This window comes from Amycolatopsis iheyensis (assembly GCF_024703995.1).
Classification (GTDB): domain Bacteria; phylum Actinomycetota; class Actinomycetes; order Mycobacteriales; family Pseudonocardiaceae; genus Amycolatopsis; species Amycolatopsis iheyensis.
The window spans coordinates 98,315-123,290 of the sequence record NZ_JAMXQV010000033.1 but is presented as its reverse complement, the minus strand read 5'-3'; the positions used below and the strand labels follow the sequence as shown (position 1 = coordinate 123,290).

At 72.9% G+C, this 24,976-nt stretch carries 14 protein-coding genes; 4 read left to right on the top strand and 10 right to left on the bottom strand.

All coding sequences use genetic code 11. From position 1 onward, the window contains the following. Window positions 1-952, top strand: a 952-nt coding sequence (locus M8542_RS42775) for a hypothetical protein (RefSeq protein ID WP_257926115.1), incomplete at its 5' end; no start/stop codon positions are given. Window positions 953-1,075: 123 nt separating this feature from the next. Here M8542_RS42775 and M8542_RS42770 read toward each other — a convergent pair. Next, window positions 1,076-3,232 carry a DUF6049 family protein gene (locus M8542_RS42770; RefSeq protein WP_257926114.1) on the bottom strand — a complete coding sequence of 719 codons (2,157 nt, stop codon included), beginning with the start codon at window positions 3,230-3,232 and terminating at the stop codon, window positions 1,076-1,078. Beyond that, the gene (locus tag M8542_RS42765) at window positions 3,229-3,783 is read right to left on the bottom strand and encodes an NUDIX hydrolase (RefSeq protein WP_257926113.1); all 555 of its coding nucleotides are present in this window, start codon (window positions 3,781-3,783) and stop codon (window positions 3,229-3,231) included. The genes M8542_RS42770 and M8542_RS42765 overlap by 4 nt, the downstream gene beginning before the upstream one ends. Before the next feature lie 99 nt (window positions 3,784-3,882). Here M8542_RS42765 and M8542_RS42760 point away from each other — a divergent pair, with 99 nt between their 5' ends. The 3 genes from M8542_RS42760 to M8542_RS42750 all read left to right on the top strand — a co-directional run bounded on the left by M8542_RS42760 (window position 3,883) and on the right by M8542_RS42750 (window position 7,630). After that, the gene (locus tag M8542_RS42760) at window positions 3,883-5,325 is read left to right on the top strand and encodes a CCA tRNA nucleotidyltransferase (RefSeq protein ID WP_257926112.1); all 1,443 of its coding nucleotides are present in this window, start codon (window positions 3,883-3,885) and stop codon (window positions 5,323-5,325) included. Between the two features lie 102 nt (window positions 5,326-5,427). After that, complete coding sequence (locus M8542_RS42755; protein ID WP_257926111.1) at window positions 5,428-6,765, top strand: sensor histidine kinase; 1,338 nt, start codon at window positions 5,428-5,430, stop codon at window positions 6,763-6,765. Between the two features lie 13 nt (window positions 6,766-6,778). After that, on the top strand, window positions 6,779-7,630 hold the full coding sequence (locus tag M8542_RS42750) for a class I SAM-dependent methyltransferase (RefSeq protein WP_257926110.1): 852 nt from the start codon (window positions 6,779-6,781) through the stop codon (window positions 7,628-7,630). Here the strand turns inward: M8542_RS42750 and M8542_RS42745 are convergent. The 8 genes from M8542_RS42745 to M8542_RS42710 are packed head-to-tail and all read right to left on the bottom strand — an operon-like array spanning window position 7,617 to window position 24,864. After that, entirely contained in the window at window positions 7,617-9,524 is a 1,908-nt protein-coding gene (locus tag M8542_RS42745; protein ID WP_257926109.1) for a TNT domain-containing protein, read from the bottom strand. The genes M8542_RS42750 and M8542_RS42745 overlap by 14 nt on opposite strands. Before the next feature lie 35 nt (window positions 9,525-9,559). Further along, on the bottom strand, window positions 9,560-12,382 hold the full coding sequence (locus tag M8542_RS42740) for an ADP-ribosylglycohydrolase family protein (RefSeq protein WP_257926108.1): 2,823 nt from the start codon (window positions 12,380-12,382) through the stop codon (window positions 9,560-9,562). A 16-nt stretch (window positions 12,383-12,398) separates the two neighbouring features. Continuing rightward, window positions 12,399-14,642, bottom strand: coding sequence for a YrhB family protein (locus tag M8542_RS50500; protein WP_257926107.1), 2,244 nt, complete (start codon window positions 14,640-14,642; stop codon window positions 12,399-12,401). Continuing rightward, a complete protein-coding gene (locus M8542_RS42730) occupies window positions 14,643-16,049 on the bottom strand; it encodes a TNT domain-containing protein (RefSeq protein ID WP_443643121.1) in 1,407 nt (468 codons plus the stop codon). Window positions 16,050-16,054: 5 nt separating this feature from the next. After that, window positions 16,055-16,489 carry a hypothetical protein gene (locus M8542_RS42725; protein ID WP_257926105.1) on the bottom strand — a complete coding sequence of 145 codons (435 nt, stop codon included), beginning with the start codon at window positions 16,487-16,489 and terminating at the stop codon, window positions 16,055-16,057. Next, on the bottom strand, window positions 16,490-23,983 hold the full coding sequence (locus M8542_RS50815) for a WXG100-like domain-containing protein (protein ID WP_504970537.1): 7,494 nt from the start codon (window positions 23,981-23,983) through the stop codon (window positions 16,490-16,492). A gap of 15 nt (window positions 23,984-23,998) precedes the next feature. Continuing rightward, the gene (locus tag M8542_RS42715) at window positions 23,999-24,322 is read right to left on the bottom strand and encodes a WXG100 family type VII secretion target (protein WP_257926103.1); all 324 of its coding nucleotides are present in this window, start codon (window positions 24,320-24,322) and stop codon (window positions 23,999-24,001) included. Next, on the bottom strand, window positions 24,322-24,864 hold the full coding sequence (locus tag M8542_RS42710; protein ID WP_257926102.1) for a YbaB/EbfC family nucleoid-associated protein: 543 nt from the start codon (window positions 24,862-24,864) through the stop codon (window positions 24,322-24,324). Before M8542_RS42710 ends, M8542_RS42715 begins: the two co-directional genes overlap by 1 nt. Between the last annotated feature and the right edge of the window lie 112 nt (window positions 24,865-24,976).

Here is a 24,976-nt window from a genome sequence, read left to right as displayed (position 1 = left end):
GCGCGCCGGCCGGCGGCGGCACCGGCGGCACGGGCTGGATCCGGGTGGGCGCCGGCCCGGCCGCGGCGGCCCGCGGCGGCTGCCCACCACGCGGTGGTTGCGGCGGGGGTTGCTGCTGCGGCGGTACGCCGGGCGGCGGGACACGCCGCTGAGGCCGGTCGCCGCGGGGTGCCCGGGGGCCGGCTTCTTCCGCCGGCCAGTCTTCGCGCGGACGATCGCCGCGCGGTGCGCGCGGGCCGGCTTCCTCGGGGGGCCAGTCTTCGCGCGGCCGGTCGCCGCGCGGGCCTCGTGGGCCCGCTTCCTCCGGCGGCCAGTCCTCCCGCGGGCGCTCACGGCGTGGTGCGCGGTCGTCAAGACCGGGCTGGTCGTCGCGCGGTCGCTCACGGCGAGGCGTGCGGTCATCCAGACCGGGTTGGTCGTCGCGCGGTCGTTCGCGGCGGGGCGCGCGGTCGTCGGGACCGGGCTGGTGCTCGCGGCGGGCGGGGCGGTCGTCAAGACCGGGTTGCTCGTCCCGCGGCCGCTCACGGCGGGGGGCGCGGTCGTCGGGACCGGGCTGGTGCTCGCGGCGGGCGGGGCGGTCGTCAAGACCGGGTTGCTCGTCCCGCGGCCGCTCACGGCGGGGGGCGCGGTCGTCAGGGCCCGGCTGGTGCTCGCGACGAGGCGCGCGGTCGTCGGGCTGATCGTCGCGCGGTCGGCCGCGGCGGGGCTGGTCGTTGCGCCGGCGGCGGTCGTCACGGACCGGGCGGCCGTCCACCGGCTGCTGGTCGCGGGGCGCGTCCTCGGGAGCCGGCAGCTGACGCGTGTGGCCGTTGCGTGGTGGCTGGCGGCGGCCGCGCTCCTGCGGAGGCGGCTGCTGGCGACGGCCCGCACGCGGCGGCCCGTCACCTCTTTGCGGCGGTTGCGGGGGCGGAGCGCCTTCGCGCCGAGGACGACCCGCACGCTCGGGTGGTAAGCCCGGCTCTCTCTCCAACGCGTGCCCAATCCTCGGTGCTCGGTCCGTCGCCGCGGCCCGGTGCCGCGCGCGTGCGGCCCAAGGGTAATCGGGAACCGCCCGGAACACTCAAACGCGCAGCGATCAGTCCCCGGCGGTGCGACCGGCCCTGGCGTCCTTCACCCGCCGGTAGATCCGCCGGGAGGCCAGCAGAAGCAGGGCCACACCTGCGGCGACGGTCGCGATGATGGTGATCGCGCCGTACTCCGTCGACGTCAGCTCGAAGCGCGCGGATGACCCGAGCGGGGTACCGGTCGGGGTGCTCAAGGACACATCGACGCTGAACCGCCCGGCCCGCAGCGCCTCCACCGGGAGGAAGTACTGCCGGCCGCCGCCCGCCGGGAACGACACCTCCTTGCGGTCGTCCGCGCGCAGGCCGGTGTTGTTGTTCAGGGAGAACCTCGCGTTGATCCCGACCGGCAGGTCGTTCACCACGTACACCGGCAGCGGCGAGTTGCCGGACGCCAGCGCGATCGTCTGCTGCGGCTGCCGGACGCTCACCCGGTCGCTGATCGCCCCGATCTCGGCCTGCGCGTTCGCGGTCGCCGCGTCGGCCGGCAGGCCACGCCAGCCGACCGAAGCGCCGCGCAGCTCCGCCAGCCGGACCGGTGCGACGACGTCCTCCGGCTTCACCCGTTTGGTGGGGTCCGCGAGCATCGCGGACGCCATGCCGGTGGCCTGGTCGTCGAGCTTCGACAGCGTCGCGACGGCGGCGGGGTCGACGGCCGCGGCCGGGTCCTGGCCGGTGTCGCCGACCGCGCCGGTGCCCTTCGGGTCGGCGTCCAGCAGCGACGGCAGCGACTGCGGGGTGACGACCTTGGCGTTGAGGAAGTCACCGACCTGCTGCAGGAACGCCGTGAGCTCGGGTGCCGGGGCGTCCCAGCGCCGCGGCGGGGCGACCAGCAGGTGGTCCGGGCGGTCCTGGCCGGCCGACGCGCCGAGGCCGGCCCGGAAGGCGAGCGCGCCGAGCCCGTTCTGGCTGGAGATCGCGCGCTCGGTGCTCACGGCGACGGTGACCGAGTCGGGCACGCTCGGCACGCCGGTCATGGCCGCGGAGATCAGCGAGTCGGTCGGCTGGGCGCGGACCGCGCTGCCCTGCACCGTGACGCCGCCACCCGAGCCGGTGGGGGCGACCTGGGCCGCGTCCGTCAGGACGGTCTTGACGCCGGCCTGGGTCAGGGCGGTGAGCACGGCTTCGTTGAGCGTGCCGTCCGGCCAGAGCACGCCGGTCTGCGGCGTGACACCGGCCAGCTGCTGGATCGTGGCCGCCGCCGCGGCCGCCTGGGCGACCAGGATGGGGTCGCCCGGTCGGATCCGGGAGACGGTGTTGAGGTCGGCGTCGGCGAAGGGCAGCGCCACCGCGCACCGGCCGGTCAGCAGCGAACGCAGCGAGGCGAGCCAGGTCTTCGCGGTCTGGGCGCCCCGGCCGTCGACGTTCCCGGTCTCGGTGTGCACCTGGTAGCCGCGGCTCATCGCGTCGACGGTGCTCAGCAGGTCCGGGTCGAGCGCGAAGCACATCGACTTGGCGAGGTTCGTGTCGCTCTCCACGGCCGTGGTCGCCGCGTTGACCAGCGCGTTCAGCCGGCCGTCGGGACCGATCTCGTCGGCCAGCTTGTCGTCGCGCAGCACCAGCGGCTGGCCGTACGGCGCCGCGTAGACCTGCGGGACGCTGCTGGTCAGCGGCCAGAGCAGGGTCATGCTCGGCGCGCCCGCCGACGAGTGCCCGGCCGTCTTGCCGGGCCCGGCCAGCACCGGCATCAGCATGCTCACCGCGCCCAGCCGGGCGGGCCCGCCGAACTCCGGCGTGCCGTTGACGTTCACCAGCAGCGGGTAGACGCCGGGGCGGGTGAACTGCCCCGCCTTCGAGCCGGCCAGGTTCACGGTGATGTTCAGCGGCGCGCTCTGCCCGGGCTCCAGCACGTCCGCCAGCGACGTGAAATCGGTCAGCGGGGAGTCCTTGATGACGGCGCCGGAGAGCACGTCGTCGACCCCGCGCGAGGTCGTGACCCGGTCGCCGACCTGCAGGCGGACCTGCGGCCGGGTGACCTTCCGGTCGCCGGTGTTGGTCACCGTGCCGGTGACGGTCAACGTCGTCGTCGAGCCGGTGATCACGCGGGGGTTCAGCTGCGAAAGGTCGACCCGCAGGCGGGCGCCCTCCTCCGCCTGGGCCACCGTCGCGCCGGTGAAGGCGGGGACGGCCAGGAAGAGGACGGAAAGGAAGGCTGCGGCGAACCGCTTCACTCGGGGGCTCCCTCAGGGGCGTGCTCGTCTCGTCCGTGGACGTCCGGGCGCGCGAAAAGTTCCTCGATCAGCTGACCGGCCTTCCGGACGAGCTTGCGTTCGTCGGAGTAGGCCAGCTTGGACTCGAGCTCGGCCAGCGGGACCCAGGCCACCTCGGTGACCTCGACGTCCTCGTCGGAGAGTTCCCCGCCGAGCGCTTCGAGCAGGAAGTGGTGGACGGTCTTGTGGATGCGTCGCCGCTCGGCCACGAACCAGTAGTCGATGGTGCCCAGTGGCCGCAGCACGCGCGCGGAGATGCCGGTTTCCTCCTTGACCTCGCGCACGGCCGTCTGTTCCACCGTCTCACCGTCCTCGATGTGGCCCTTGGGCAGCGACCACAGCAGTCTGCCGTGCCGGTCGAGCCGGCCGATCAGCACCGCCTGTTCGCGCGCGGCATCCACCACGAGGCCACCGGCCGACGTCTCGTCGACCGTGGTCAGGCGCCTGCCGCGTTGCCGCCTCCGCCGCCTCCGCGGCTTCGAGGCGCCAGGGCGGCCGGCTGATCCAGACATGCTGCGATGCTAGAGCAAACGGTTGCCCCGGTAGGCTGGCTCTCCGTGTCCTGTCCGGTGGTGCCTGTAGTAATCGCACCCGAACCCAGTGGGATTTTCGTGAACGACGTGGTCGCCAAGGAGAACGCGGTGGTGGAGCTGATGCGGCTCTCCCCCCTGGCGGACGAGCTGGCCGAGCGGTTCGCCCGGGCCGGGCACCGCCTGTACCTCGTCGGCGGGAGCGTGCGCGACGCGCTGCTCGGCCGGCGCTTCGGTGACCTCGACTTCACCACCGACGCGCGCCCGGACCGGGTGCTGAAGATCGTCAGCGAGTGGGGCGACGCGGTCTGGGACGTCGGGATCGCGTTCGGCACGGTCGGCGTGACGAAGAAGGGCATGCAGCTCGAGATCACGACGTTCCGCGCGGACAGCTACGACCGCGTCGGCCGCAACCCCGAGGTCACCTTCGGCGACAGCATCGAGGGCGACCTCCTGCGCCGCGACTTCACGGTCAACGCGATGGCCGTCGAGCTGGCGTCCAAGACGTTCATCGACCCGCACGACGGGTTGAGCGCGCTGCGGGAGAAGGTGCTCGACACGCCGGCGACGCCGCAGGAGTCGTTCGCCGACGACCCGCTGCGGATGCTGCGGGCCGCCCGGTTCGCCGCGCAGCTCGGCTTCACCGCCGCGCCGCGGGTGGTCGACGCGATGGCGTCGATGGCCGGCGAGATCGACCGGATCACCGCCGAGCGCGTGCAGGCCGAGCTGTCGAAGCTGCTGCTCGCGGACGACCCGCGGCCCGGGCTGGAGCTGCTGGTCGACACCGGGCTGGCCGACCGGGTGCTGCCCGAGGTGCCCGGGATGCGGCTGGCGATCGACGAGCACCACCAGCACAAGGACGTCTACCAGCACTCGCTGACCGTGCTGGCCCAGGCGATCGAGCTGGAGAAGACGCACGAGCCGACGTCGGAGCCGGACCTGATCCTGCGGCTGGCGGCGCTGCTGCACGACGCCGGGAAGCCCGCGACGCGCGAGTTCCAGCCGGGCGGCGGGGTGAGCTTCCACCACCACGAAGTGGTCGGGGCGCGGATGGCCCGCAAACGTTTGCGGGCGCTGAAGTTCTCCAAGGAGATCATCGACGACGTCTCCCAGCTCGTGTTCCTCCACCTGCGGTTCCACGGCTACGGCAAGGGCGAGTGGACGGACTCGGCGGTCCGCCGGTACGTCACCGACGCCGGCCCCCTGCTGACCCGGCTGCACAAGCTCGTCCGCGCCGACTGCACCACGCGCAACCGCCGGAAGGCGGCCGCGCTGCAGGCGACCTACGACGACCTCGAGGCCCGCATCGCCGCGCTCAAGGCCAAGGAGGACCTCGACCGCGTGCGGCCGGACCTCAACGGCGAGCAGATCATGGAGCTGCTGGACATCAAGCCGGGGCCGGACGTCGGCAAGGCGTGGAAGTTCCTCAAGGAGCTGCGCCTCGACCGCGGGCCGCTGGAGCACGACGAAGCCGTCGCGGAGCTGAAGAAGTGGGCTTCGGAGCAGGGAATCGGTAATTCCTGACCGGTTTGCTGTGAATTCCGTGAAGTGCTGGACCTGACCCCTGCGGATCGGTGATACTCCCTATCCTCGGTTCACCGACGTGACCAGGGGGTTGTCCGGCCGATGTCCACCGAAGCGCCCGACCCGCCGAAGCCGGTGACCGGGGGCAGCTTCTTCGTGGCGTTGCTGCGGCAGGGCGCGCCGGCAATCGCGACGGCCACCAGCGAGCTCTCCGACGAGATCGGCGACCCGACCCCGATCCACGCGCTGAAGCGGATCTCGAAGATCGCCGGCCCGATCGACCCGAGCCGTCGTGACGGCCTGCTGCTGCGGGCCACCCGGTACGTCGTGCTCATCCCGCTGGCCTTCCGGCTGCTCGCGGTGCCCGGCCAGTTCGGCGCCTACGTCTTCCGGCACGGCGCCACCGGGCTGCTGCCGGTCGGGGTGTTCACGCTGCTCTCGGTCGCGCTGAACCTGATCGGCTTCCGCTGGATGCTGCGCTCGGCGCCGTTCCGCGGCCGCGACGCCGGGAAGCTGCTGGCCGTCGACCTCGTCTTCACCACGCTCTCCCCGCTGGTCCTCGCGCTGACCGTGCCGGCCGAAGGCTACTTCGACGCGCTCGCCGTCAGCAGCGTCCACCTGTTCGGCGAGGCCGGGCTGCTGACCCTCGCGCTGGGCGTGCCGAGCGGGCTCGTGTTCGGGCTGGCGAGCTTCCCGCTGCGGATGCTGGCCAACTGGCTGAACACCGGGCAGTTCCAGGTCGGCGCCGCCTTCTCGACGTACTCCGCGCTGCTCGCCGAGCTGTTCCTGGCCACCTCCGCGCTGGTGCTGACCGGGCTCGGCACCCGGCTCGCGCTGGCCTACGGCACCCGCAACGGCCGGCTCGCCGAGCGTGCCCAGCAGCACCGGAGGCTGCACGACACCGTCCTGCAGACGCTCGAGGCCATGGCGCTGACCAGCACCACGAACGCCGAAGAACGGCTGGTCGAGATCCAGCGGCTGGCCCGGGCGCAGGCGATGGAGATCCGGCAGACGATCGAGTCGGCGAAGTCCGAACGGGCCGAAGAGGGCGCCCGGCCGCTCGGGGAGAAGCTCGCCGCGCTCGCCGCCGAGATGGCGCGTGACGGGCTGCGGGCCCAGCTCGTGGTCGCCGAGCTCGACGACGACACGCTGTCGGAGGTCCGGCAGATCGCGATCCGCGACGCCGTGCGCGAAGCCCTGCGGAACACGATGAAGCACTCCGGCACCGACCGGGTCGTCGTGCGGGTCGAAGAGCGCGAAGGCGGGATCGCCGTGATCACGCGCGACCACGGCAGCGGCTTCAGCGCGGCCGATCACCCGGCCGGGTTCGGCATCAGCGAGTCGATCACCGCGCGGCTGGCCGAGGTCGGCGGGACTTCGCTGGTCGAGTCGGGACTCGCCGGGGGCGGCACGCGCGTGACTCTGTGGGTGCCCTTCTGATATCTCCTGCACCATGACCTCGATCGACCTGCTGGCCGACGCCCTCTCCGCCTACCGCTCCGGCGCCCGCGACCAGGCCGCCGAACTCGCCGCCCGGGCCGGCCGCGCCGGCTCCACGCTGGCGGACGAACTGCGCACCTACCTCACCGGCGACGGCTCGGGCTCGGTGTACGACCAGCCGAGCGCGTTCACGGCCTTCATCCGCGGCGGCGGGAACGTCGAGCTGTACCGGGCGCTGAGCGCCGCCCTCGCCACCCGCTACGACACCACGAAGCCGGAGTCCCTGCTCGACCTCGGCTGCGGTGACGGCCTGGCGGTGGTGCCCGCGCTCGAGCAGGCGTCGCACACCCCCGCGCGGATCGACCTGGTCGAGCCCTCGGCCGCGTTGCTCGACGGCGTCCACGAGCGGGTGCCGTCCGCCCAGTGCTGGCAGTCGACCGCGCAGGACTTCCTGGCGCGCGACGACCTCGGCTGGGACTTCGTCCAGTCGACGTTCGCGCTGCAGTCGATCGAGCCGGAGCAGCGCGCGGAGGTGCTTCGCGCGCTTCAGCCGCGCGCCGGAACGCTGGTGCTGGCCGAGTTCGACGTTCCGGAGCACGACGAAGGCTCGCCCGAGCACCTTCGCTCGCTCGTCGAGCGTTACGAGCGTGGTGTCGCCGAGTACGGCGAAGACGCTTCGCTCGTCGCGCAGGGCTTCCTGCTGCCGGTGCTGCTCGGGATCGTCTCCGGGCACGAACGGACGAACTGGGAGCAGCCGGCCGCGGCCTGGGCCGAGCAGCTGAAGACGGCGGGCTTCACCGACGTCGGCGTCGAACCGCTCGCCGACTACTGGTGGTCGCCCGCCGTCCTGATCACTGCCTGCTGAGCGAGCCCGTCTCGAGGTGCTGGGCGAGCGGCCGCGGCAGCAGGTAGGCGACCCCGCCGCCCGGCATCCCGCTCCACGGCGCGGTCGCGCCGGTCAGCACCCGCACCGCGCGCTGCACCCGGTAAAGCCGCTTCTCGCGCTCGCGCTCGAACGCCAGCGACGTCTCCACGAACCGCGTCCCCTCGGCGTGCACCAAGTTGCCGGTTTCGTTGCCGAACCGGACGACCGTGGTGCCCGGCGAGAGCACGATCAGGCGCTTGCCGCGGTAGAAGTTCAACGGCGGCTCGCCGCGCATCGGCAGGATCGGCCAGTCGGCGGGCTGGTCGGACTCCTCCGCCGGCCACGGCGGCTGCATCAGCAGCACGCCGAGCAGGAACCGGGCCGCGTCACCGAGCGAGCCGAACGCCACCGGCTCGTCGGACGGCGGCCGCGAGACCTCCCAGCCGTTCTCGGCACGCCGCAGCGTCCAGACCCCCTCGGCCGGCACCTCGTTCGCGCCGATCCGGTAGGCCGCCGCCGGCACGCCGTGCTCGGTGAGCCGCTGCTGGAGCAGCTCCAGCGTCTCCGCGCCGCGCAGGTTCCGCACCGGCTCGCCGCGGGAGACGCGGGTCAGCGCGCGCTCGTCCGGCAGGTCGGCGGCGGTCTGCGCGGGCCGGGGCCGGCCGAGGAGCTCGGCCTCCGCCGAAGCCCGGACGAGCTCCCCGACGAACGGCGGGCGGAAGCCGGCCGCGCGCGCGTGCTCGACCAGCTCCGGCTCCGGCGGCACCCCGTACTTGCGCAGGTAGTGCGGCACGGCGGCGGGCCAGATCCAGGTGCCGTCGGTGTGGAAGGCGTTCGGCACGTCGGGCTTCGCGCCGGGTGCGCCGAAGATGTCCGGCAGCGGTGCGGGCCGGTGCAGCGCGACCGGCGCCCGGAACAGGTAGTCGAGGAGGCCGCGGACCTGGTCCGGTGGCACCGGCGGCCGGTTGACCACCGGACGCTCGCCCTCGGTGTGCGAGTCGGCGGCCCGCGCGTGCCGGAACACGACGTCCAGCGGCAGCCCGGCCTTCGCCGTGAGCCACGCCGGGACGTGCTTCGCCGACCGCGGGAAGTTCGCCATTTCCAGCTCGTACGCGGCGGTCGTCGGGCGGCCGCCGTCGTTGGGCGGCACCCGCCAGTCCGGCTCGCGGTCGGCGTCGAAGTCGAAGTCGAACTGCGATTCCGCGTCGAGCGTGAACGTACCCTGGAACCAGGTGCCGGTCTCCGGCTGGAACATCGCCGAGCGCAGCCGCGCGAACAACCCGCCGAGCCGCGGCACGGCGGGCAGCGAGACCGACACCGGGCCGTCCTCGTCGCCGACCGCGCGGACCTCGATCTCGGAGTAGTCGCCGACCTGCCGGAACTGCGCGCCGACGCGGGCCCAGCCACCGGGCACGGTGTGCAGCAGCGTCCGGCCGATGGCCCGCAGCAGCGCGTTCTGGTCGCCTTCGCCCGGCTGCGGGCGCGCCTCCGGCGTTTCCGTGAAGTCCTGCCGCGCCTGCCACAACGCCGTGACCTGGTTCGCCGGCACGGTGACCGAGAAGTCGGTCAGGCCCAGCTGCGCCGCGCGGGCGGCGTCGTCGTGGACCCAGCGCAGGGTCAGCTCGGGTCGCGTGCCCGGCGCGACCTCGAAGACCTCGTTGTCGTACTCGCCGAAGGTGCGCAGCGTGAACGTCGACGGCACCTCGGCCGCCGGCACCACGCGCGCCGGCCGGCCGTCGTGCTCCTTGTCGAAGCCCTCCGGCGCCTCTTCCTCCGGCAGCACGGACAGCAGCACGGTGCCGTCCGTGGTCGATCGCTGCGCGCGGAACGTCCCCTCGCCCCACGTCGCGTACAGGCCGTCCGGGCGTTCGGCCACCTCAACCCGGTAACGCACGTTTGTCCTCCCCGTCCCCAGTCACACCCGAAAACCTAGTCGACCGGGTACCGCGCGAACCACCGGTCGTCACCCGGCGCGTCCGGGCCGAACTCGGTGAGCGCGTCGTCCGCCAGGCCGACGATGACATCGTGGAGCTCCAGCTGCTCGAGCCAGCTCTTGCGCAGGGCTTCTTCGCCGTACATCGCCCCGACGAGGTTGCCGCAGACCGAGCCGGTCGAGTCGCTGTCCCCGCTGTGGTTGACCGCCGCGAGCAACGCCGAGTCGGCGTCGGTGGTGGTCAGCGCGACGTACACGGACATCGACAACGCCGTCTCACCGACGTTGCCCTGCCCGAGTGACTCCAGCTTCTCCGGCGTCGGCGGTCCTTGCTCCGCCAGCGCCAGAGCCGCGTCGAGTGCCGCGCTCTGCTCTTCGTGGTCCGGGTGCTGCACCAGCTCGGCGCAGGCGGTCGCGACCGCGTCGAGCAGGGACTTCCCGTGGAGCAGCTCGTGCACGACCACGGCGAAACAGCCCGACGACAAATACCCGCTCGGGTGACCGTGGGTCAGCGCGGCGCTCTCCGCGCCCAGCCGGAACACCTCGGCGAGGTCGTCGGACCAGACCGCGATCGGCGCCACGCGCATCACGCCGCCGCAGCCCTTCGAGTTGTTCACCGGGCGTTCGATGGTGCCCCGGACGCCCGAGCGGCCGTACGCCTCCAGCTCGCCGAAGCAGGTCAGGCCGGGTGCGCGGCGGCTGAACAGCTCCTGGTGCGTGACCAGCCAGCCGTCCGGCGCCTCGACCTCGGACTGCGGCCCGCGCGCCCGGTCCCAGGCGACACCCTGGGTGTGCAGCCAGCGCTGGTAGGCCAGCTGCAGCGAGTGCACGACGTCCGACGAGCCGGTCCGCCGCTGCTGCGCGTGCGCGCGGATCAGCGCTTCGAGCGTGAAGAGCGTCATCTGCGTGTCGTCGGTGATCCGGCCGATGCCGCCGTACGCGGGGATGAAGTCGGTGATGCCGGCCGGGCCGGCGATCTCGCGGATCCGGTCGATCGAGTCGAACTCGGTCTTCGCGCCCAGCGCGTCGCCGATCGCCCCGGCCAGCAGGCTGCCCCGCAGTCGTGAGCGCAAGTCCGGTCCCTTCGGTTTCGGGGTGAACCGGCCACTCGGGTACCGGCGCTCCCAGCGGGCGTGTTCGGCGGTCTCCGTCTGGAGGCCGTTGCGGTTGAAGTACCAGAAGACGTCGCTGGCGACGTCGTCGAGCAGGCCGAGGTCCGGCAGGCCGGCTACCCGAGGCAGACCGGGCACGCCGAGCCGGGCGCCGACCAGCGCCCCGGTGATGGCGCCGGCGACCGGGCCGGATCGCGCGGCGAGCGTGATCGCGGCCTCGGGGTCGTGGCCGCGCTTGGCCGCGGCGAACAGCGCGCGGCCGAGCACCGAGCGCACGTCCCGGCCGTCGCCGATGCTCTCCAGCTGCGTGACGTCGTCGGCGTCGCGGTCTTCGCGCAACGCCAGCACCTCCGTCGCGAGGTCGCCGCCGATCTCCCGCAGGCGGAGGTGGACCGGCAGCGCGAACGTGTCGCGCGTGAGGAGGGCCTGGAAGAGCGCGATCAGCAGCTCGACCCCGTCGGCCACCTCGGGCTCGCCGCCGGTCAGCGCGCGGGCGACGTCCTTCGCGTACTGCTCGCCGTCGACACCGTCGATGGCGACCGCGCTCGCCGGCGTCGCGGCCAGCGCCGTCGCGAGCAACGCCGAGACGCCGTCGGGCGCGGGACCCGCGCGCCGCGTCGCGACCGCCAGCCAGCCGAGGGGGTCCGGGTCGGGCAGCGCGCCCGGCACCTCGCCGGTCGGCACCGGCGGCAGGCCGCGCAGCACGATGTCGGTGTGGAACAGCAGGTGGCGCGTCAGCCCGCCCAGCGCGTCACCGCTGCCGAGCGAGTCACCGATCGCGAAGCCGACGTACGCGCCGACGATCCGGTGCCACGCGAAGCGCGCGGCCGGCGTGCCGAAGGCGGAGAACTTCCCGGACGTCCACGGCACCGGGCGCGGGCGCGCGGCTTCGTCGACGTGCGCGATCAGGCCGTTCGCGCCCAGGTCGGCGGGCCATTCCGGGTCCTGGCCGGCCCGCCGCCGGACGCCGTTGCGGTGCTGCCAGGCGAACCCGCGCAGGTACCGGACGCAGTCCTCGGGCGACAGCTCGAAGTGGTGGTCGCGGGCCTGGCTCACCGCGTAGCGCAGGTGCCGTTCCAGCAGGTCGGGTGGTTCGACGCCGAACTCCGCGACCAGCGCGGGCAGGGCCTCGGCGACCTCCGGCCCGGCTTCCGGCGCGGGCTCGGCCACCGCGGTCCGGCGCTCGCCGGGAGCGACGTCGCCCAGCTCGGCGGCGGTCAGGCTGCGGACGAGCCCGGTGCCGGGGTCGAGGGTCAGCCCGGTCGACGGCCGGCCGGCCAGCAGCTCGCGGACCGTCGTCCGCAGGCGGTGCGGGTAGCGCCCGGGCACCTTCGCCGACGAGCTGTAGGCGATGACCTCACGCCCGCCCGGCATCGAGCGCACGAGCGGTTCGCCCGCCGGCGTCGGCACCAGCACTTCGCAGTCCAGCAGCGCCTGGACGAACTCCGCACGGCTGATCCAGTTCGCGCCCAGGTAGCTCAGCAGCTTCTCGGCGTCGGTCGTGGGCACCGGGAAGCCACGCCAGACCGGGCCCGGCGTGTACTGCTCGTTCACGCGGCGCGGGCCGGTCGGCTCGCCGTAGGGCGTGTACTGCGCCCAGCCGCGGATGGCACGGACCGGGATGCCGAGGGCCGGGCACGCCTTCTCGTCGAACTCCGGGTCGACGTCGGGCCGCCACTCGAGGAAGCCGTCGTCGCTTTCTGTCATTCTCCCCATCCTCGGGCTAATGCCGCGGGTACCGCTCGATCCACACCTCACCCAGCGCGCTCAGCGCCGAGTGCCGGTCGAAGTGCCAGTACGCGTCCGAAGCGACGTTCTCGACCAGGTACCGCAGCTCCAGCTGGTCGACCCACTTCTGCGGCAGGCCCGGGATACCGGTGCGCGCGCCCAGCAGGGCGCCGGCCAGCGCGCCGGTGAGCGCGCTGCGGCCGGAGTGGTTGACGGCGCGAAGCAGCGCCTGCTCGGGGTAGTTCTCGAAGCCGGACAGCGCGGCGAACGCGCGGCCGAGCACCGAGAGCGTCGTCTTGCCGTCGCCGATCAGCTCGGGCATCCGCAGGTCGGGCAGCCCGTGCTCGCCGAAGAACGGCACCGACTCGGCGACCATGTCCTTGATCTCAGCCCACTCCGGACCCTGCTGGTGCCCGCTGTCCGGGTTGAGCACCTCGCGGCTGAGGTTCCAGATCGGGAAGCTGAACGCCTCCTTGGTCAGCGCGTGCTCGAACAGCCAGGTCAGGTAGGTCACCGCGGCCAGGTCGGGCTCGGTCGGGTGGGTGACGCCGGCCAGGTCGCGGGCGGCCTGGCGCGCGCCGCCGCTGAACCCGCTACCGGGCCCCGCCGTGGTCAGCGCCGCCGGCAGCGCCGCGATCAGCGCGGCCGGGCCGGTCATGGGCACCGCGTCCGCGGCTTCGGTCGCGAGCTGGTGGTACGCGTTCAGCTCGACGTCGTCGGCGTCGCGGCGGGCGTGCAGGTCGGGGACCTGGACGAGCCAGCCGTCGGCGTTCTCCATCGGCGCGCCCTGCGTGCGCAGCCAGCGCTGCAGCGCCCCGCGCACGACGGACGGGAAGAGCTGTTCGGCCTCCCGCGACTCCGGCTGCTCGCGGTGCGGGCTGCGGATCGCGGCCTCGGTGTAGAAGAGCAACCGCTGGGTCAGCGAGCCGATCCGGCCCGGCTGGTCGAACGCCGGCACCAGGTCGGCGACGCCTTCGATGCCGTACTTCGCGTGGATGTCGTGCAGCATCATCCGGTCGACGGCGGCGCCGAGGGCCTCCCCGAGCGCGAAGCCGACGTACGCGCCCGTGACGCGCTGCCAGCCGTAGCGGAAGCCGTCGAGGTCCCGCTCGAAGTACTTGCCGAAGGTGTCGAGCCGCGGCACCGCGCGCCCGGCGTTGTCGAAGGTCGGGGCCAGGCCGTTCGCCCGCAGGTCGTTCGGCTTGCTGCGCGGCGGCTCCGGCATCTGCATCCGCTTCAGCCACGACTCGCCGAGCACGGTCTTCGCGCACTCCTCGGCGGTCAGCTCGTAGCCGCGCCGCCGGGCCTTCTCGGCCGCGGTGAGCGGTGGCTTGACCGGTTCCGGCAGGCCCATCCGCGACGCCGTGTCGGCGGCGACGCGGATCAGGTCCTCCTCGGCCTCCGGGCAGCGGCCGTGCACGTCGATGCGCGGCTCGTGCCGCGGGAAGCGCTGGACGATCTCCGCGAGCTCGCCGCTGGAGACGTCTTCGATGGTCGTCGGGCCGCCGTTGAGCACCAGGTTCGGCGGGTGCTCGAACTCGGCGAGCGTCGCGACGTCGACCTTCCACCAGCCGTGCTCGCGCGAAGGCAGGTGCCGGGTCGAGCTGAACACCTTGAGCTCGTTGCGCTCTTCGGCGAAGTAGAACCGGTCGGTCTTGCCGGTCTCCAGGTCGAGCGGGATGAACACCTCGCACCGGATCAGGCCGATGAGCAGCAGCTCCCGCGTCAGCCAGCCGACGCTGGCGAACGACAGCAGCGTCTCGAGAGTGTTCTCCGGCTTCGGGTAGCCGCGGCGGATCGGGCCGGCCTTGTACTCGGGGTTTTCGCGCTCTTCGCCGGTCTGGTTGCCCTCGGCGTCGACCTTCACCCAGCCCGCGACGGCCTGCAGCGGGACGCCCAGCTCACCGAGCCCGGCCTTCACGTACTCGGGGTCGACGACCTCGCGCCAGTTCTCCTGACCGGGGAACGCCACCGGCACCGACAGCCCGCCGGGGTGCGGGTGCGCCTGCCGCAGCTCGCCGTCCGGCTCGCGGACGACGACCGACGGCGGCGGGAAGATCTCCTTCTCCGGCCGGCCCTCGTCGAGGAACGCGATGGTGTTGTAAGGCACCGACCAGCCCTCGGGGATGCGCAGCACCTTCTCGGTGTCCACCCGGAGCCCGGCGGGGCCGGAGACGTCCGGACCGTGCACCGCGCGCAGCCACTGGCCGACCTTGGCAATCGCTTCCGCCGCTTCCACCTACTCGATCCTCTCCAGGCTTCCGTCGGACTCGTGCTCGGCGATCGTCTTCGGCAGCACGAAGGCCACCGCGCCACCCGGCAGGTTCGCCCACGGAACCGTGATGCCGGTGATCACGTGCAGCGGACGTCTGAGCCGGTAGCTCCGCCGCTGCAGCTCCCGTTCGAGCGGCAGCGACGTCGTGGCGAACCGTACCTCCCCGTGGTGGACGAGGTTGCCGGGTTCCTCGCCGAAGCGCAGGACGACCGTACCCGCCACGAGCCGCGTGATGCGCTTGTTGCGGAGCAGGGTGAGGGGAGGCTCACCCGGAGCCGGGTGCACCGGCCAGTCGTCGAGCTCCTTCGCGGTTTCCAAGGGCGTTTCGTGCCCGGCCGTCATCCGGGCGGGGTGCAGCAGCAGCGCCCCGAGCAGCTGCTGGGCGGCGTCCTCGAGCCGGTCGAAGTACTTCGGCTCGCGAGGCTTCCCGCCGGCGTAGGCGGCGACCTCCCAGCCGTCGGTGGTGAAGTTGAGGCACCAGGTGCCGTCCGCCCGCTCCCCGACGCGGTAGGCCTCCGGCCACACGCCGTGCTCGCCGAGCCGCTGGACCAGCACGATCAGCAGCTCTTCGTCACCGAGCTTCGGGTCGGGCGTGGTCTCCAGCTCCGCGGCGACGTCACCGCTGGTCTTCTTGACGTCCGCGCGGCCCGGCTTCGGCCGCGGCTTGCCCAGCAGGTCCGCCTCGGCGGTCCGGCGGACCAGCGGCTCGACGTACGGCGGCTGGAAGCGGTGGCGGCGGATGTGCGCGACCAGGTCCGGCTCGGGCGGCACGCCGTACTCGGCCAGCAGCGCCGGCACCGCCTCCGGCCAGATCCAGGCGCCGTCGGTGAAGAAGCGCTCGTCGTCGGTTTCGTGGACGACGGCCTCGCGCGCGAGGTACTGCAGCACGAGCGGCACCTCGGTGTCGGTCAGCGGCGGCCGCTCGACGTCCGGGCCGCCGGCTTCGGCGTGCCGGAAGACCACGCCCAGTGGAAGCTGCGCGCGCAGCCGCCACCAGTCGGGGATGTGCTCGTCGGCGCGCGGGAACGCGGTGAGCTCGTCCGGGTAGGCCGTCGTCGCCGGCGGGTCCGTCCACACGGGATCGTCGTCGAACGCGAAGTCGAAGTCGAAGCCGCCGTCGGGGTCGAGCGTGAACCGCGCCTGCAGCCAGGTGCCGCGGCCTTCGCTGTACATCCCCTTGCGCAGTTCGGTGAACAGCTCGGCGATCGTGTCGGACGTCGTCGCGTTGTGGCCCTCGAGTTCGGTGTGCGTGCCGACCTGCCGGAAGTCGACCGCGGCGGGCCCGGCGGCGTCGACCCGGAGCTCGCGCACGAGCTTTCCCAGCTGCACCAGGACGGTGCGCTGCTCCTCGGGCGAAAGTCGTTGTTCCACGTGAATCATCGCGCCAGCACCGAGGTGAAGGTGAAGGTCGGAGCTTCGCCGGCGTCGCGGCGGGCGAACTCGTCCTCCCACATCTCGAAGGTGCGCCGGTACAGCGATTCGATCAAGGCGCGTTCCTCCTTGGTGATCTTGCGGCGCTCCTCTTCGGTCGCGGCCCAGATCGCGTCGATGGTCTGGTAGAGCGCGAAGATCGGCCCGTCGCCGCGGAGGTAGTTGTGCCGCTCCTCCTCGGTCCGGCGCACGAACCGCTCCCAGGTGAGCTTGACGATCTCGGCCTCGTGTCCGAGCAGCACGTCCGGGACGTGGTCCGGCTTCTCTTCGAACGCGCCGGTCTCCCAGTTCAGGATCCGGCCGGTCAACCCACCGTCGGGCGTGCTCTCGACGATGTAGGTGTGGTCGTAGTACTCGAAGTACGCCGGCGTGTGAACCATCTAGAGACTCCCCTGCAGCGCGTCCCGGAACAGCTCTCGTTCGCGCTTGATCAGCCCGTCGATCAGGGCCTGTTCCTCGGTCGTGAACTCCGCCCGGCCCTCGGCCTTCCGGAGTGCCTTCAGGTCGCGGCGGACTTCGTAGAGCGAGTGCTCGTACGCCGAAACGTCATCGAGTGCCTTGACGTGCAGCCGCAGCTCGGCGACGTGCCCATCGACGCGCACGCTCATCTGCAGATCGCGGTAACCCGCCTCGGCGGGGTTCGCGAACCGGTCCTCGAACTTCACGATGTCCAGCTCGGGGTGCGCGGCCACGCGTTCGAGGGCGGCGTACGCGTCCTGAACGCGCTCGAACTGGATCATCGCGCCGGCCAGGTCGATCAGCCTGGAGGCGTCGCCGCCGTAGTCGGCGATCTTGTCCATCGCCCGGCCGAGCGACTTGGGACCGGGCCGGAACCCCGGAGTCCCGTTGGTCTCCTCGGCCAGCGGCGGCAAGGTCCGCTCCAAGACCGCCTGGGCGCGCGCGGCCTCCTCGTAGCGGTGCCCGAGGTACTCCCGCGTGTAGGCCTCGTCGCCCCGCATCGCCGGGTCGAACGGGGCTTGCCGACGGTGCGCGGGAGGGTGTTCTCCGGCCTCGTCGGAGACCCGGTCGGCGACTTCGTGCTGCTCGTGCGTGAGGGGCGTCGGGTCCGCGTCCGGGCTCAGCGGGTCCGCGTCCGGGTCCGGGTGGTGCACCTCGTGCACGGCGTCGGCCAGGATCGGGATGGCCTCGTCGTGCACCAGCAGGCTCGCGATCGTCTCCGGCTTGCGCAGCAGCGAGCGCGTGAGGAACTCGTTGGCCGGGTCGTGCAGGAGGTCGACCAGCTCCGGGTGCTCGGCCAGCCGCGTCCGGACGAACTCGCCGATCGGCCCGAGGTTCTGCGGGTTGCCCTCGTGGTCCTTGACGACGAGGTCGGTGGTGGCGCCGTCGAGCGCCTCGGCGACCCGCGGCTGGGCGAGGAGGTCGTCGAGCCGGGACTGCGGGGCGTGGCCGTAGCCGCCGTGTTCCGCCGTGGTCTCGACCTGGACGTGCTCAGTGCCGGGCGTTCCGACGTGCAGCAGCTTGATGTCCTTCGGCGGCTGCGGCAGGTGCATCAGGTCGCCGGACTGCGGGTCGATGAACGCGACGCCGTCGCGGGTGTGCACGACCATCGCGACGTGGCCGTACTCGGCGCCGTTCGGGCCTTCGTACTTGACCGCGACCACCGCGTGGTGGTCGAGCGGCCTGTCCCGCATCTCGCGGATGACGTCGTCGTAGCTCGCGCGGCCGGAGAACGTCTCGCCGAAGCGGCCTTCGATGTGCTCGAGCGTGCCGCGCGTGCCCATCTCGTGGAAGCGGACCGGCTCGGCCGTCGCGGTGCCGCCGTGCAGCCGGTCCCAGTACGCCCCGGGCCCGCGCGTGCAGTTGGACAGGTACCCGTTCTCGAGGGCGCCCGGCTGGTGGAAGCCCGGGTTGACCTCGCGCAAGTGCGGGTGCCGGTCCTGGACGTAGGCCGCACGCTCGGCCGGCGTCGCGGCGTCGGCGTGGATGGCCGGCTCGGCCGGCGGGTTCGTCGCGCGCGCCAGGTGTCCGTAGTCCGGCTGGGGCTCCGGCGTCAGCGGCGGTTCGTGCGTGTCGAGGACGTCGCTGACCTGCCCGTGAGTCACGTGCGCGGGCTCGGCCTCGCCGAAGCCGCCGAGCCGTTCCATCAACGCCGCCTGCCGGCGCCGTTCGAACTCGGCCGCGTTGTGGTCGTTCTCGGCCCGGCGCTCGGCCATCTTCTGCTGCGCGGCCTCGGGATCGAGGTAACGCGGGTGGCCGGGGCCGATCTCCTCGGCCTCGATGATCCACTTGCGACGGCCCTCGGGCGTGAGCACGAGGCGCTTGTCGTGCACCAGCAGCTGCGTCCCGGGCGGCGACAGCGACTCGCGCTCGGACGGGTTCTCGGCGAGCTTCGAGATGTCGCGGAGGTTGTCCGAGCGGACGTGCAGCTCGACGTCGTCGCCGAACTTGCTGGTCGAGAACTCGCCGGTCTTGATGGACGCGCTGGAGAACGAAGGCTCGACGACCACTTCGCCGCGGGTGTACGGCCCGGCGACGAGCTCGGCCAGCCGCGGGTCACCCCCGACGTCGAAGGCGCGGATGGTCTCGCCGGACGTGCGCGGCACCTGGTTGAGGCCGTCGGTGATGGCGCGCGCGTTCGCCTGCGCGAGGTCGAAACCGGGGTGACCGGGGCCGCGGCGCAGCGCCTCGTTGACGTCGTAGGCGTACTCGCCGCGCGTGTAGCCGTGCACCGCGACGGCGCCGTCGTCGGTCATCGGCAGGCCGGCGGCGTCGCGGCGGGCGAGCGCACGGTCGTGGACCTGCTGGTAGATGCCCTCGTCGCCGACCGCGCGGCGGATGCTCTCGTGGTCGGCCGGCGTCCCGCGGTGGTCGTCGTCGAAGAGGTAGCCCTCGTCGTGCGGCCGCCGTTCGGGCACCGGGCCGAGGCGATCGGCGATGCTCTCGTGGTGGCCGCCCAGGGAAAGCTCACGGATCCCGGCGGCGTCGGGCGGCAACTCGGCGAGCCGCCCGCTGACGGGATCGGCGAAGAGCACCCCGTGCTCGGTGTGCACGGCGGCGACCAGGTGTTCGCCACCAGCGTGCTCGAAGGCGACGGCGGACCGCGCGCCGACGGGCCGGTCCCCGAGGTCACGCGCGACGTCGTCGAAGCCGTCCCGGCTGCTCCACTGCCCGCGGAGGTTCTCCCCCCGAGCGGGCCCGGCGACGACGTCCTCGCCGGTCATCCGCCGGTCGAAGGCGGTCATCGACTCGGCGGCGTTGGTCCGGTAGCCGTTCTCGAGGGCGCCGGGGCTGTAGTGGTTGCGGGTGTTGACGGCGCCGAGCTCGGGCACGGCGTCGCGGATGAGGCGAGCGTGCTGCTGCGGAGTCTCGACGGACCCGGCGTGCAGCACGGGTGTCCCACCGGGCGTCAGCGGCTCGGCAAGCCGTGACCAGCCACCCTCAGGTTGTTCGGTGGCCGGCTCACGCTTCACGGGTGGCGGCGGCGGTTCGTCGTCCCCGCCAAGCAGCTTGAACAGGTCTCCAGACGGCTTGAGGTGCGGGTGTTCGGCGTAGAACTGCGCGTCGCGTTCGGTTTCTTCCCGCTCGAAGCGCTCTTCGTCAGCACGTTCAGCAGCCCGGCGCTCGTCGATCGCCTGCCGCGCGTCGGCCTCCCCGAGGTATCGCGGATCGCCGGGAGCGATCTCCTCGGCATGCACGATCCACTGTGGCTTGTCGCGCGCGCCCGGGCCGGGCTTGAAGTCCGGGTGCTCGGGGTGCCCGGGCCCCTTTTCCACGTGGGTGACCTGGAACTGCGTCCCGGCCTTGAAGAGGACCTCACGTTCGCGCCCGATGCTGGCGAGGGCTTCGACGTCCCGCCCGGTCCTGGACTCGATCCGCATCTCGACCTCACCGGCAAAGGTGCTGCGCTGATGTTCCGCGTCGACCTTCGAGGAGCTGAGGAAGGAGGGTTCGGTGATGTGCGCGTCCTGGTGGAAGCGGCCGAGGAAGGCCTCCAGCCGCGAGGCATCCCCATGGAAGTCAACCCGCCGCGAGACGGTCCCGACGTGCGGCGGAAGCTCGTTCAGCCCGGAGACGAGCGCACCGGCCTGCGGAGCGAGGTGGGCAAGTTCCGGGGAGCCGAGCCGCAGGGCACGGTTGAGCGGGCCGACCATCTCGTGCCGCGTGTAGGCGTGGACGGCGAAGGCGCCATCGTCGGACATGCCGGGGTGGGAGCGGTCCCGCATGGCCAGCGCCTCGCGGCGCACCTGCTCCTGGCGCCACTCGCCGGACTCGGGACTTTGCCGCCCGGAGTCCATGAAGGTGTCCTCGATCCGCCTGACCCCGGCGGGGTCATCGGAGCGGAAGCGGTCGTCGGTGAGGTAGGGCTCGTCCGGCCGGCGCCGTTCGCCGTGCTGAACCGGCGACTCATCGGCGGGCGCGGGTTGTTCGGTCGGCTGTTCGCCGGTCGGCTCGTATTGCTCGGCGGGTTGCTCGTCCGCGGGGGCGCTCTGCTCGGCCGGCCGTTCGGCGGCGTTTTGCTCGGGCCGCCCATCGCCGACAGGCGCCTGCCGCTGGTGAGGCTGTTCGCCGGCGGGCGCGCTCTGCTCAGCGGGTCGCTGGTCGGCGCGCGCGCTCGGCTTGGCCGGCTGTTCGCTAACGGGCGGGTTTTGCTCAGCGGGTCGCTGACTTGTGGGTGCGCCTTGCTCTGCCGGCTGTTCGCCGGCGGGCACGCTTCGCTCGCGTGTGGGTGCGCTCGGCCGTTCTGCGGCGGGCGCGCTTTGCCCAGCGGTTCGCTCGCCGGCGGGCGCCTGCCGCTCGCTCGCCGGCGTCTGCTCCAGCGCGGTCGGCGGCTGGTCCGTCGCAGGCGTGCGCGACTCACCCGGCCGCGGCTGCGCGAAGGGCCGCTGCGGCCCCCGGGGAACCTGCTCCTGCGGAGGCCCCACCCGCGGCGGCGGCACCTGCGGTCCCCCAGGCCAAGCCGAACCAGCCCGCGGATCCTGCGGCGGCCGTCCCCCAGGCGGAGGCGGCATCGGCGGCCGCCCACCCGGGTGCGGCCCCCGAGGCTGATTCGGATACCCGGCCGGACGCTGCCCACCGGACAAAGGCGGCCAAGGACCCCCACCCACCGGCGGCCCAGCCGGCCGCTGCGGCGGCATCCGCCGAGGATCGTTGGGATGCAGCCCACCCTGCGGAGGCTGCCCATGAGATGGCCGCCCACCCTGCGACGGCGGCCCACTTTGCCCAGGCGGCCCACTCCGCGGCGGCTGCCCACCCTGCACCGGATGTCCACCCTGCGGCGACGGTCCTCCCGGCAAAGGCTGTCCGCTCTGCGCAGCCTGACCACCCTGGAAAGGATGACCACCCAGCGGCGGTTGCCCACCCTGCGGTGGGTGGCCGCCTTGAGGCAATCCACCCTGCGGTTGCCCACCTTGCGACGGCCCACCCGGCGCTGAGTAGCCGCCTTGCTGTTGCCCCGCCGGTGGCAGGGGCCCGCCGTGCTGCTGTCCGCCCTGCGGTGGCTGCCCGCCGTGCTGCTGGCCGCCTTGCGATGGCTGCCCGCTGTGCGGTTGACCTCCTTGCTGCTGGCCGCCCTGTGCCGGATGACCGCCCAGCGGTGGTCCGCCCTGCGACGAGTGGCCGTTTTGCGGCGGCAGACCCGCGCCGCGAGGTGGCTGGCCACCCTGCTGCCCCCGGCCCGCCGCCATCGGCTGCCCACCGGCGGGCGGCTGTCCTCCCGGCGGCATCCGGCGCGGATCCTGCGGTGGAACCCGTCGCGGCTGTTCAAGCGGTGGCTGGCCGCCGCCTGGTGGAGGTGCCGGGCGTGCCGATGGGCCACCGGTACCCCCCGGAACGCCGGCGTTCGGCACACCGCCCGGCGGCGGTGGCGTGAATCCACCCGCCGGCGGGGGTGCGGTCTGCGGCGACGGGCCGTTCTGGAACGGCGGCGCCCCACCCGCATCCGCCGCGAACGGCTGGCTTTGCCCACCCGTGAAACCCGCCGCGCCGACGTTGTCCTGCGGTCGCCCGCCGCTCTGGCGGCCCGGCTCCGGGGCCATGCCGTAGCCGCCGTGCGACTGCCCGCCCGGCGAACCGGACATCCCGCCACCAGCCGGCGCGGGACCACCGGCTGAACCGGGCACTCCGCCGCCACTTGGCGGCGGGCCGCCCGTTGAGCTGGACATCCCGCCGCCAGCGGACGAGGGGCCGCCCGCTGAGTCGGGCACTCCGCCGCCGGACGACGACGGGCCGCCGCTTGAGCTGGACAGCTCGCCAGCCGACGACGGACCGCCTGTTGAGCCGGGCGCTCCGCTGCCAGTCGGGGACGGACCGCCTGTTGAGCCGAGCGCTCCGCTGCCAGTCGGGGACGGACCGACTGTTGAGCCGGGCACTCCGCTGCCAGACGACACTCCGCCGCCCGATGGGCCCGACGCTCCGCCGCCCGCTGAGTTTGAAACCCCGCCGCTCGGCGGGGGCGCTCCGGCCGGTCCGCCGCCGGTCGCGGGCGGGCCTCCTGCCGGGCTTTGCGCTCCGCCGCTCGGCGGTGGAGTTGAGCCGGGCGTCCCGCCGCTGGACGGGGAAGGACCACCCATTCCAGCGCCGGCCGGCGAGCTGTGGCCCGTCGAGCCGGTCGGGGACGGGCCCCCGGAGCTTGTCGGAGACGGACCTCCTCCCGAGCCGGGCAAGCCGCCGCCCGTTGGCGAGGCGCCCGCCGAACTCGGCGCTCCGCCACTCGTCGACGAGGCGTCAGCCGCCGCCTGGGACTGCTGCTGGTGGGCCGCCGTCGCGGGTTGCGGTGCTGCCTGCGACGCGTGGTCTGCGCTCGGACGTGGGCCGTCCGCACCAGCAGGCTGCTGCGATTCATCCCCCGAACGCCGCGGCTCGACCGGCTCCGATCCCTGGCTGGACGCACCGGCCGATGCGGGTTCCCGCCGAGCCTCCGGCTCACCCCCCGAAGAACCAGGCTCAGCCGCCGGAATGTTCGCCTGGTGAACCGAGTGCAGCTGTTCCTTGGCGCCCCCAACAGCACCCCCGACGGCCCCACTGGACGCCCCGGTGAGCAACTGCTCCGGCGTCAAAGACCCCAGATCCCCGGTAACCGCAGCCTGCCCGACAGTCTGCGCAACCCCCTCGACCGCCCCCCGAGCCCCGGCCCGCATGGCCGCGTCGGCGACCTGACCACCAGCCGAATGCGAAAGCCCCTCGGTCGCCCCGCGCCCGATCGACCCGGAAGCCGCCCCGACGACCCCACCGACCGCACCCGAGACAGCCGCGTCCGATGTCTTCGACCAGTCCCAGCTCTGGCGGTCGCCCTTCGCCATCTGCAGGCCCTGGATTCCCGCGTCCATGCCGAGGTTGATGGCCTCGTTCTTGAGGACCTCCATGCCGATCTTCTTGAGGCCCTGCTTGAGCAGCTTCTCCAGCAGCTCCTTCGCGACCTGCTTGAACCCCTGCTGCGCCAGCTTCTCGAGCAGCTGCCGGAACAGCATCTGCACCGTCATGCGCGTGGCCATCTGGGCCGGCGCGATCCCGGCCGTCGAACCGCCGAACGTCACCGCGGCCGCCGCGATCATCGCCGCGATCTGGGCCGCCAGCACGATCAGCGAAATGATGATCATGTACTTCGTGTACTCGACGTCCAGCGCCGTCTGGTCGCACGAGTCCCCGAGTGCTTTTGCCGCGTCCGCCAGCTGCTTGAAGTACGCCTCGTCGCCCTCGACGAACTTCTTCCACTGCTCGGCGAACGCGTCCGCGCCGTCACCCGTCCAGTTGTCGCGGACTCCCGAAGCCGCCTGGTTGCCGGTCTCCGACACCGGGCCGATCGCCGCCGACGCCGTGTGCCACGCGTCCCGCAGCGCGCGCAGCTTGTCCTCGTCGCCCTCCGGCCAGCTTTCGCCGACCACGATCGGCAGCAGCCACTTGACCGCGTCGGGCATCTCCATACCCACGGGTCATTGCCCCTTGCCGAGCTGGGACGTCACATCTTCGTCGGCGCCCGTCAGGGCCTGCATCGACTTCGCGACGTTCTGCTGCAGGCCGCGCAACCCCTGCACGAGGTTGGTGAACCCCTCGACCGCGCCCTGCGAACCGGGCACGTAGTCCTTCGCGAACTCCTTGCCGGAGTCGTCGCCGCCCCAGCACTCCCCCTGTGCGTCGAGGGCGCCCTGCAACGTCTTGAGCGCGTTGTCCAGCCCGTCCGCCGCGCTCGTCAAGCCGTTCGAGGCACGCAGCACCGCGTCCGGTTCCGCAGTGAACCCGGAACCCCCGTCCGGCATCAGTCGCCCCTCGTCATCCAGGACGTCGGCGGCTCCTCGTCCTCGTCACGGGGCGGGCGGACGCGCTTCGGCGCCGGCTTGGGTGCGGGCATCGGCGGGGGCGTCGCCTGCTCGTTGCGCAGGATCGAGCCGCCCTCTTCGAACGACTCGGGCCGCGGCGCCGGGGCTTCTTCCTCGGTGAACTCCGGGATCGGCGGCACCAGCCCGGCCAGCGACGGCGCGCCCTCGACGAGCTCGGACAGATCGGGCAGGCCCTCGGTGATCGGCGCCATCAGGTCCGCGATCTTCTGCTTGACCTGCAGGGTTCCCTGCCGCACCAGCGTCTGGACGGTGTTCGCGAGCTGTGCGGGCGTCGTGCGCTCGAACGCGTTCGCCGCGAACTCGAGCTTGGTGAGGTTGGCGCCGGCGTCGATGCCGACGCGGACGAGCCCGTCGGACGACGTGAGCTCCGCGCTGGTTTCGGCGGCCGCGGCCTGGGCGTCGCGCAGCTGCTGGGTCTGCCGCTCGAAGTTCTCCAGGAGGGTGTCCATCTGGTCCTTCATCGCGGCATTGCGTGCTTCGAGCCGTGCACGGTCGTCGCCCGCGGTGGTCACAGGTGCCCCCGGTGTCCCTCGAACCTACTAATGCCTTGCCGTCACCCTAATGCCAATGGAG

Bases quoted from the DNA above. Each gene is read 5' to 3' on its own strand.
- M8542_RS42715 (WP_257926103.1), bottom strand. From the start codon at position 24,322: ATGCCGGACGGGGGTTCCGGGTTCACTGCGGAACCGGACGCGGTGCTG.
- M8542_RS50815 (WP_504970537.1), bottom strand. From the start codon at position 23,983: ATGCCCGACGCGGTCAAGTGGCTGCTGCCGATCGTGGTCGGCGAAAGC.
- M8542_RS42710 (WP_257926102.1), bottom strand. From the start codon at position 24,864: ATGAAGGACCAGATGGACACCCTCCTGGAGAACTTCGAGCGGCAGACC.
- M8542_RS42725 (WP_257926105.1), bottom strand. From the start codon at position 16,489: ATGGTTCACACGCCGGCGTACTTCGAGTACTACGACCACACCTACATC.
- M8542_RS42765 (WP_257926113.1), bottom strand. From the start codon at position 3,783: ATGTCTGGATCAGCCGGCCGCCCTGGCGCCTCGAAGCCGCGGAGGCGG.
- M8542_RS42755 (WP_257926111.1), top strand. From the start codon at position 5,428: ATGTCCACCGAAGCGCCCGACCCGCCGAAGCCGGTGACCGGGGGCAGC.
- M8542_RS42750 (WP_257926110.1), top strand. From the start codon at position 6,779: ATGACCTCGATCGACCTGCTGGCCGACGCCCTCTCCGCCTACCGCTCC.
- M8542_RS42740 (WP_257926108.1), bottom strand. From the start codon at position 12,382: ATGACAGAAAGCGACGACGGCTTCCTCGAGTGGCGGCCCGACGTCGAC.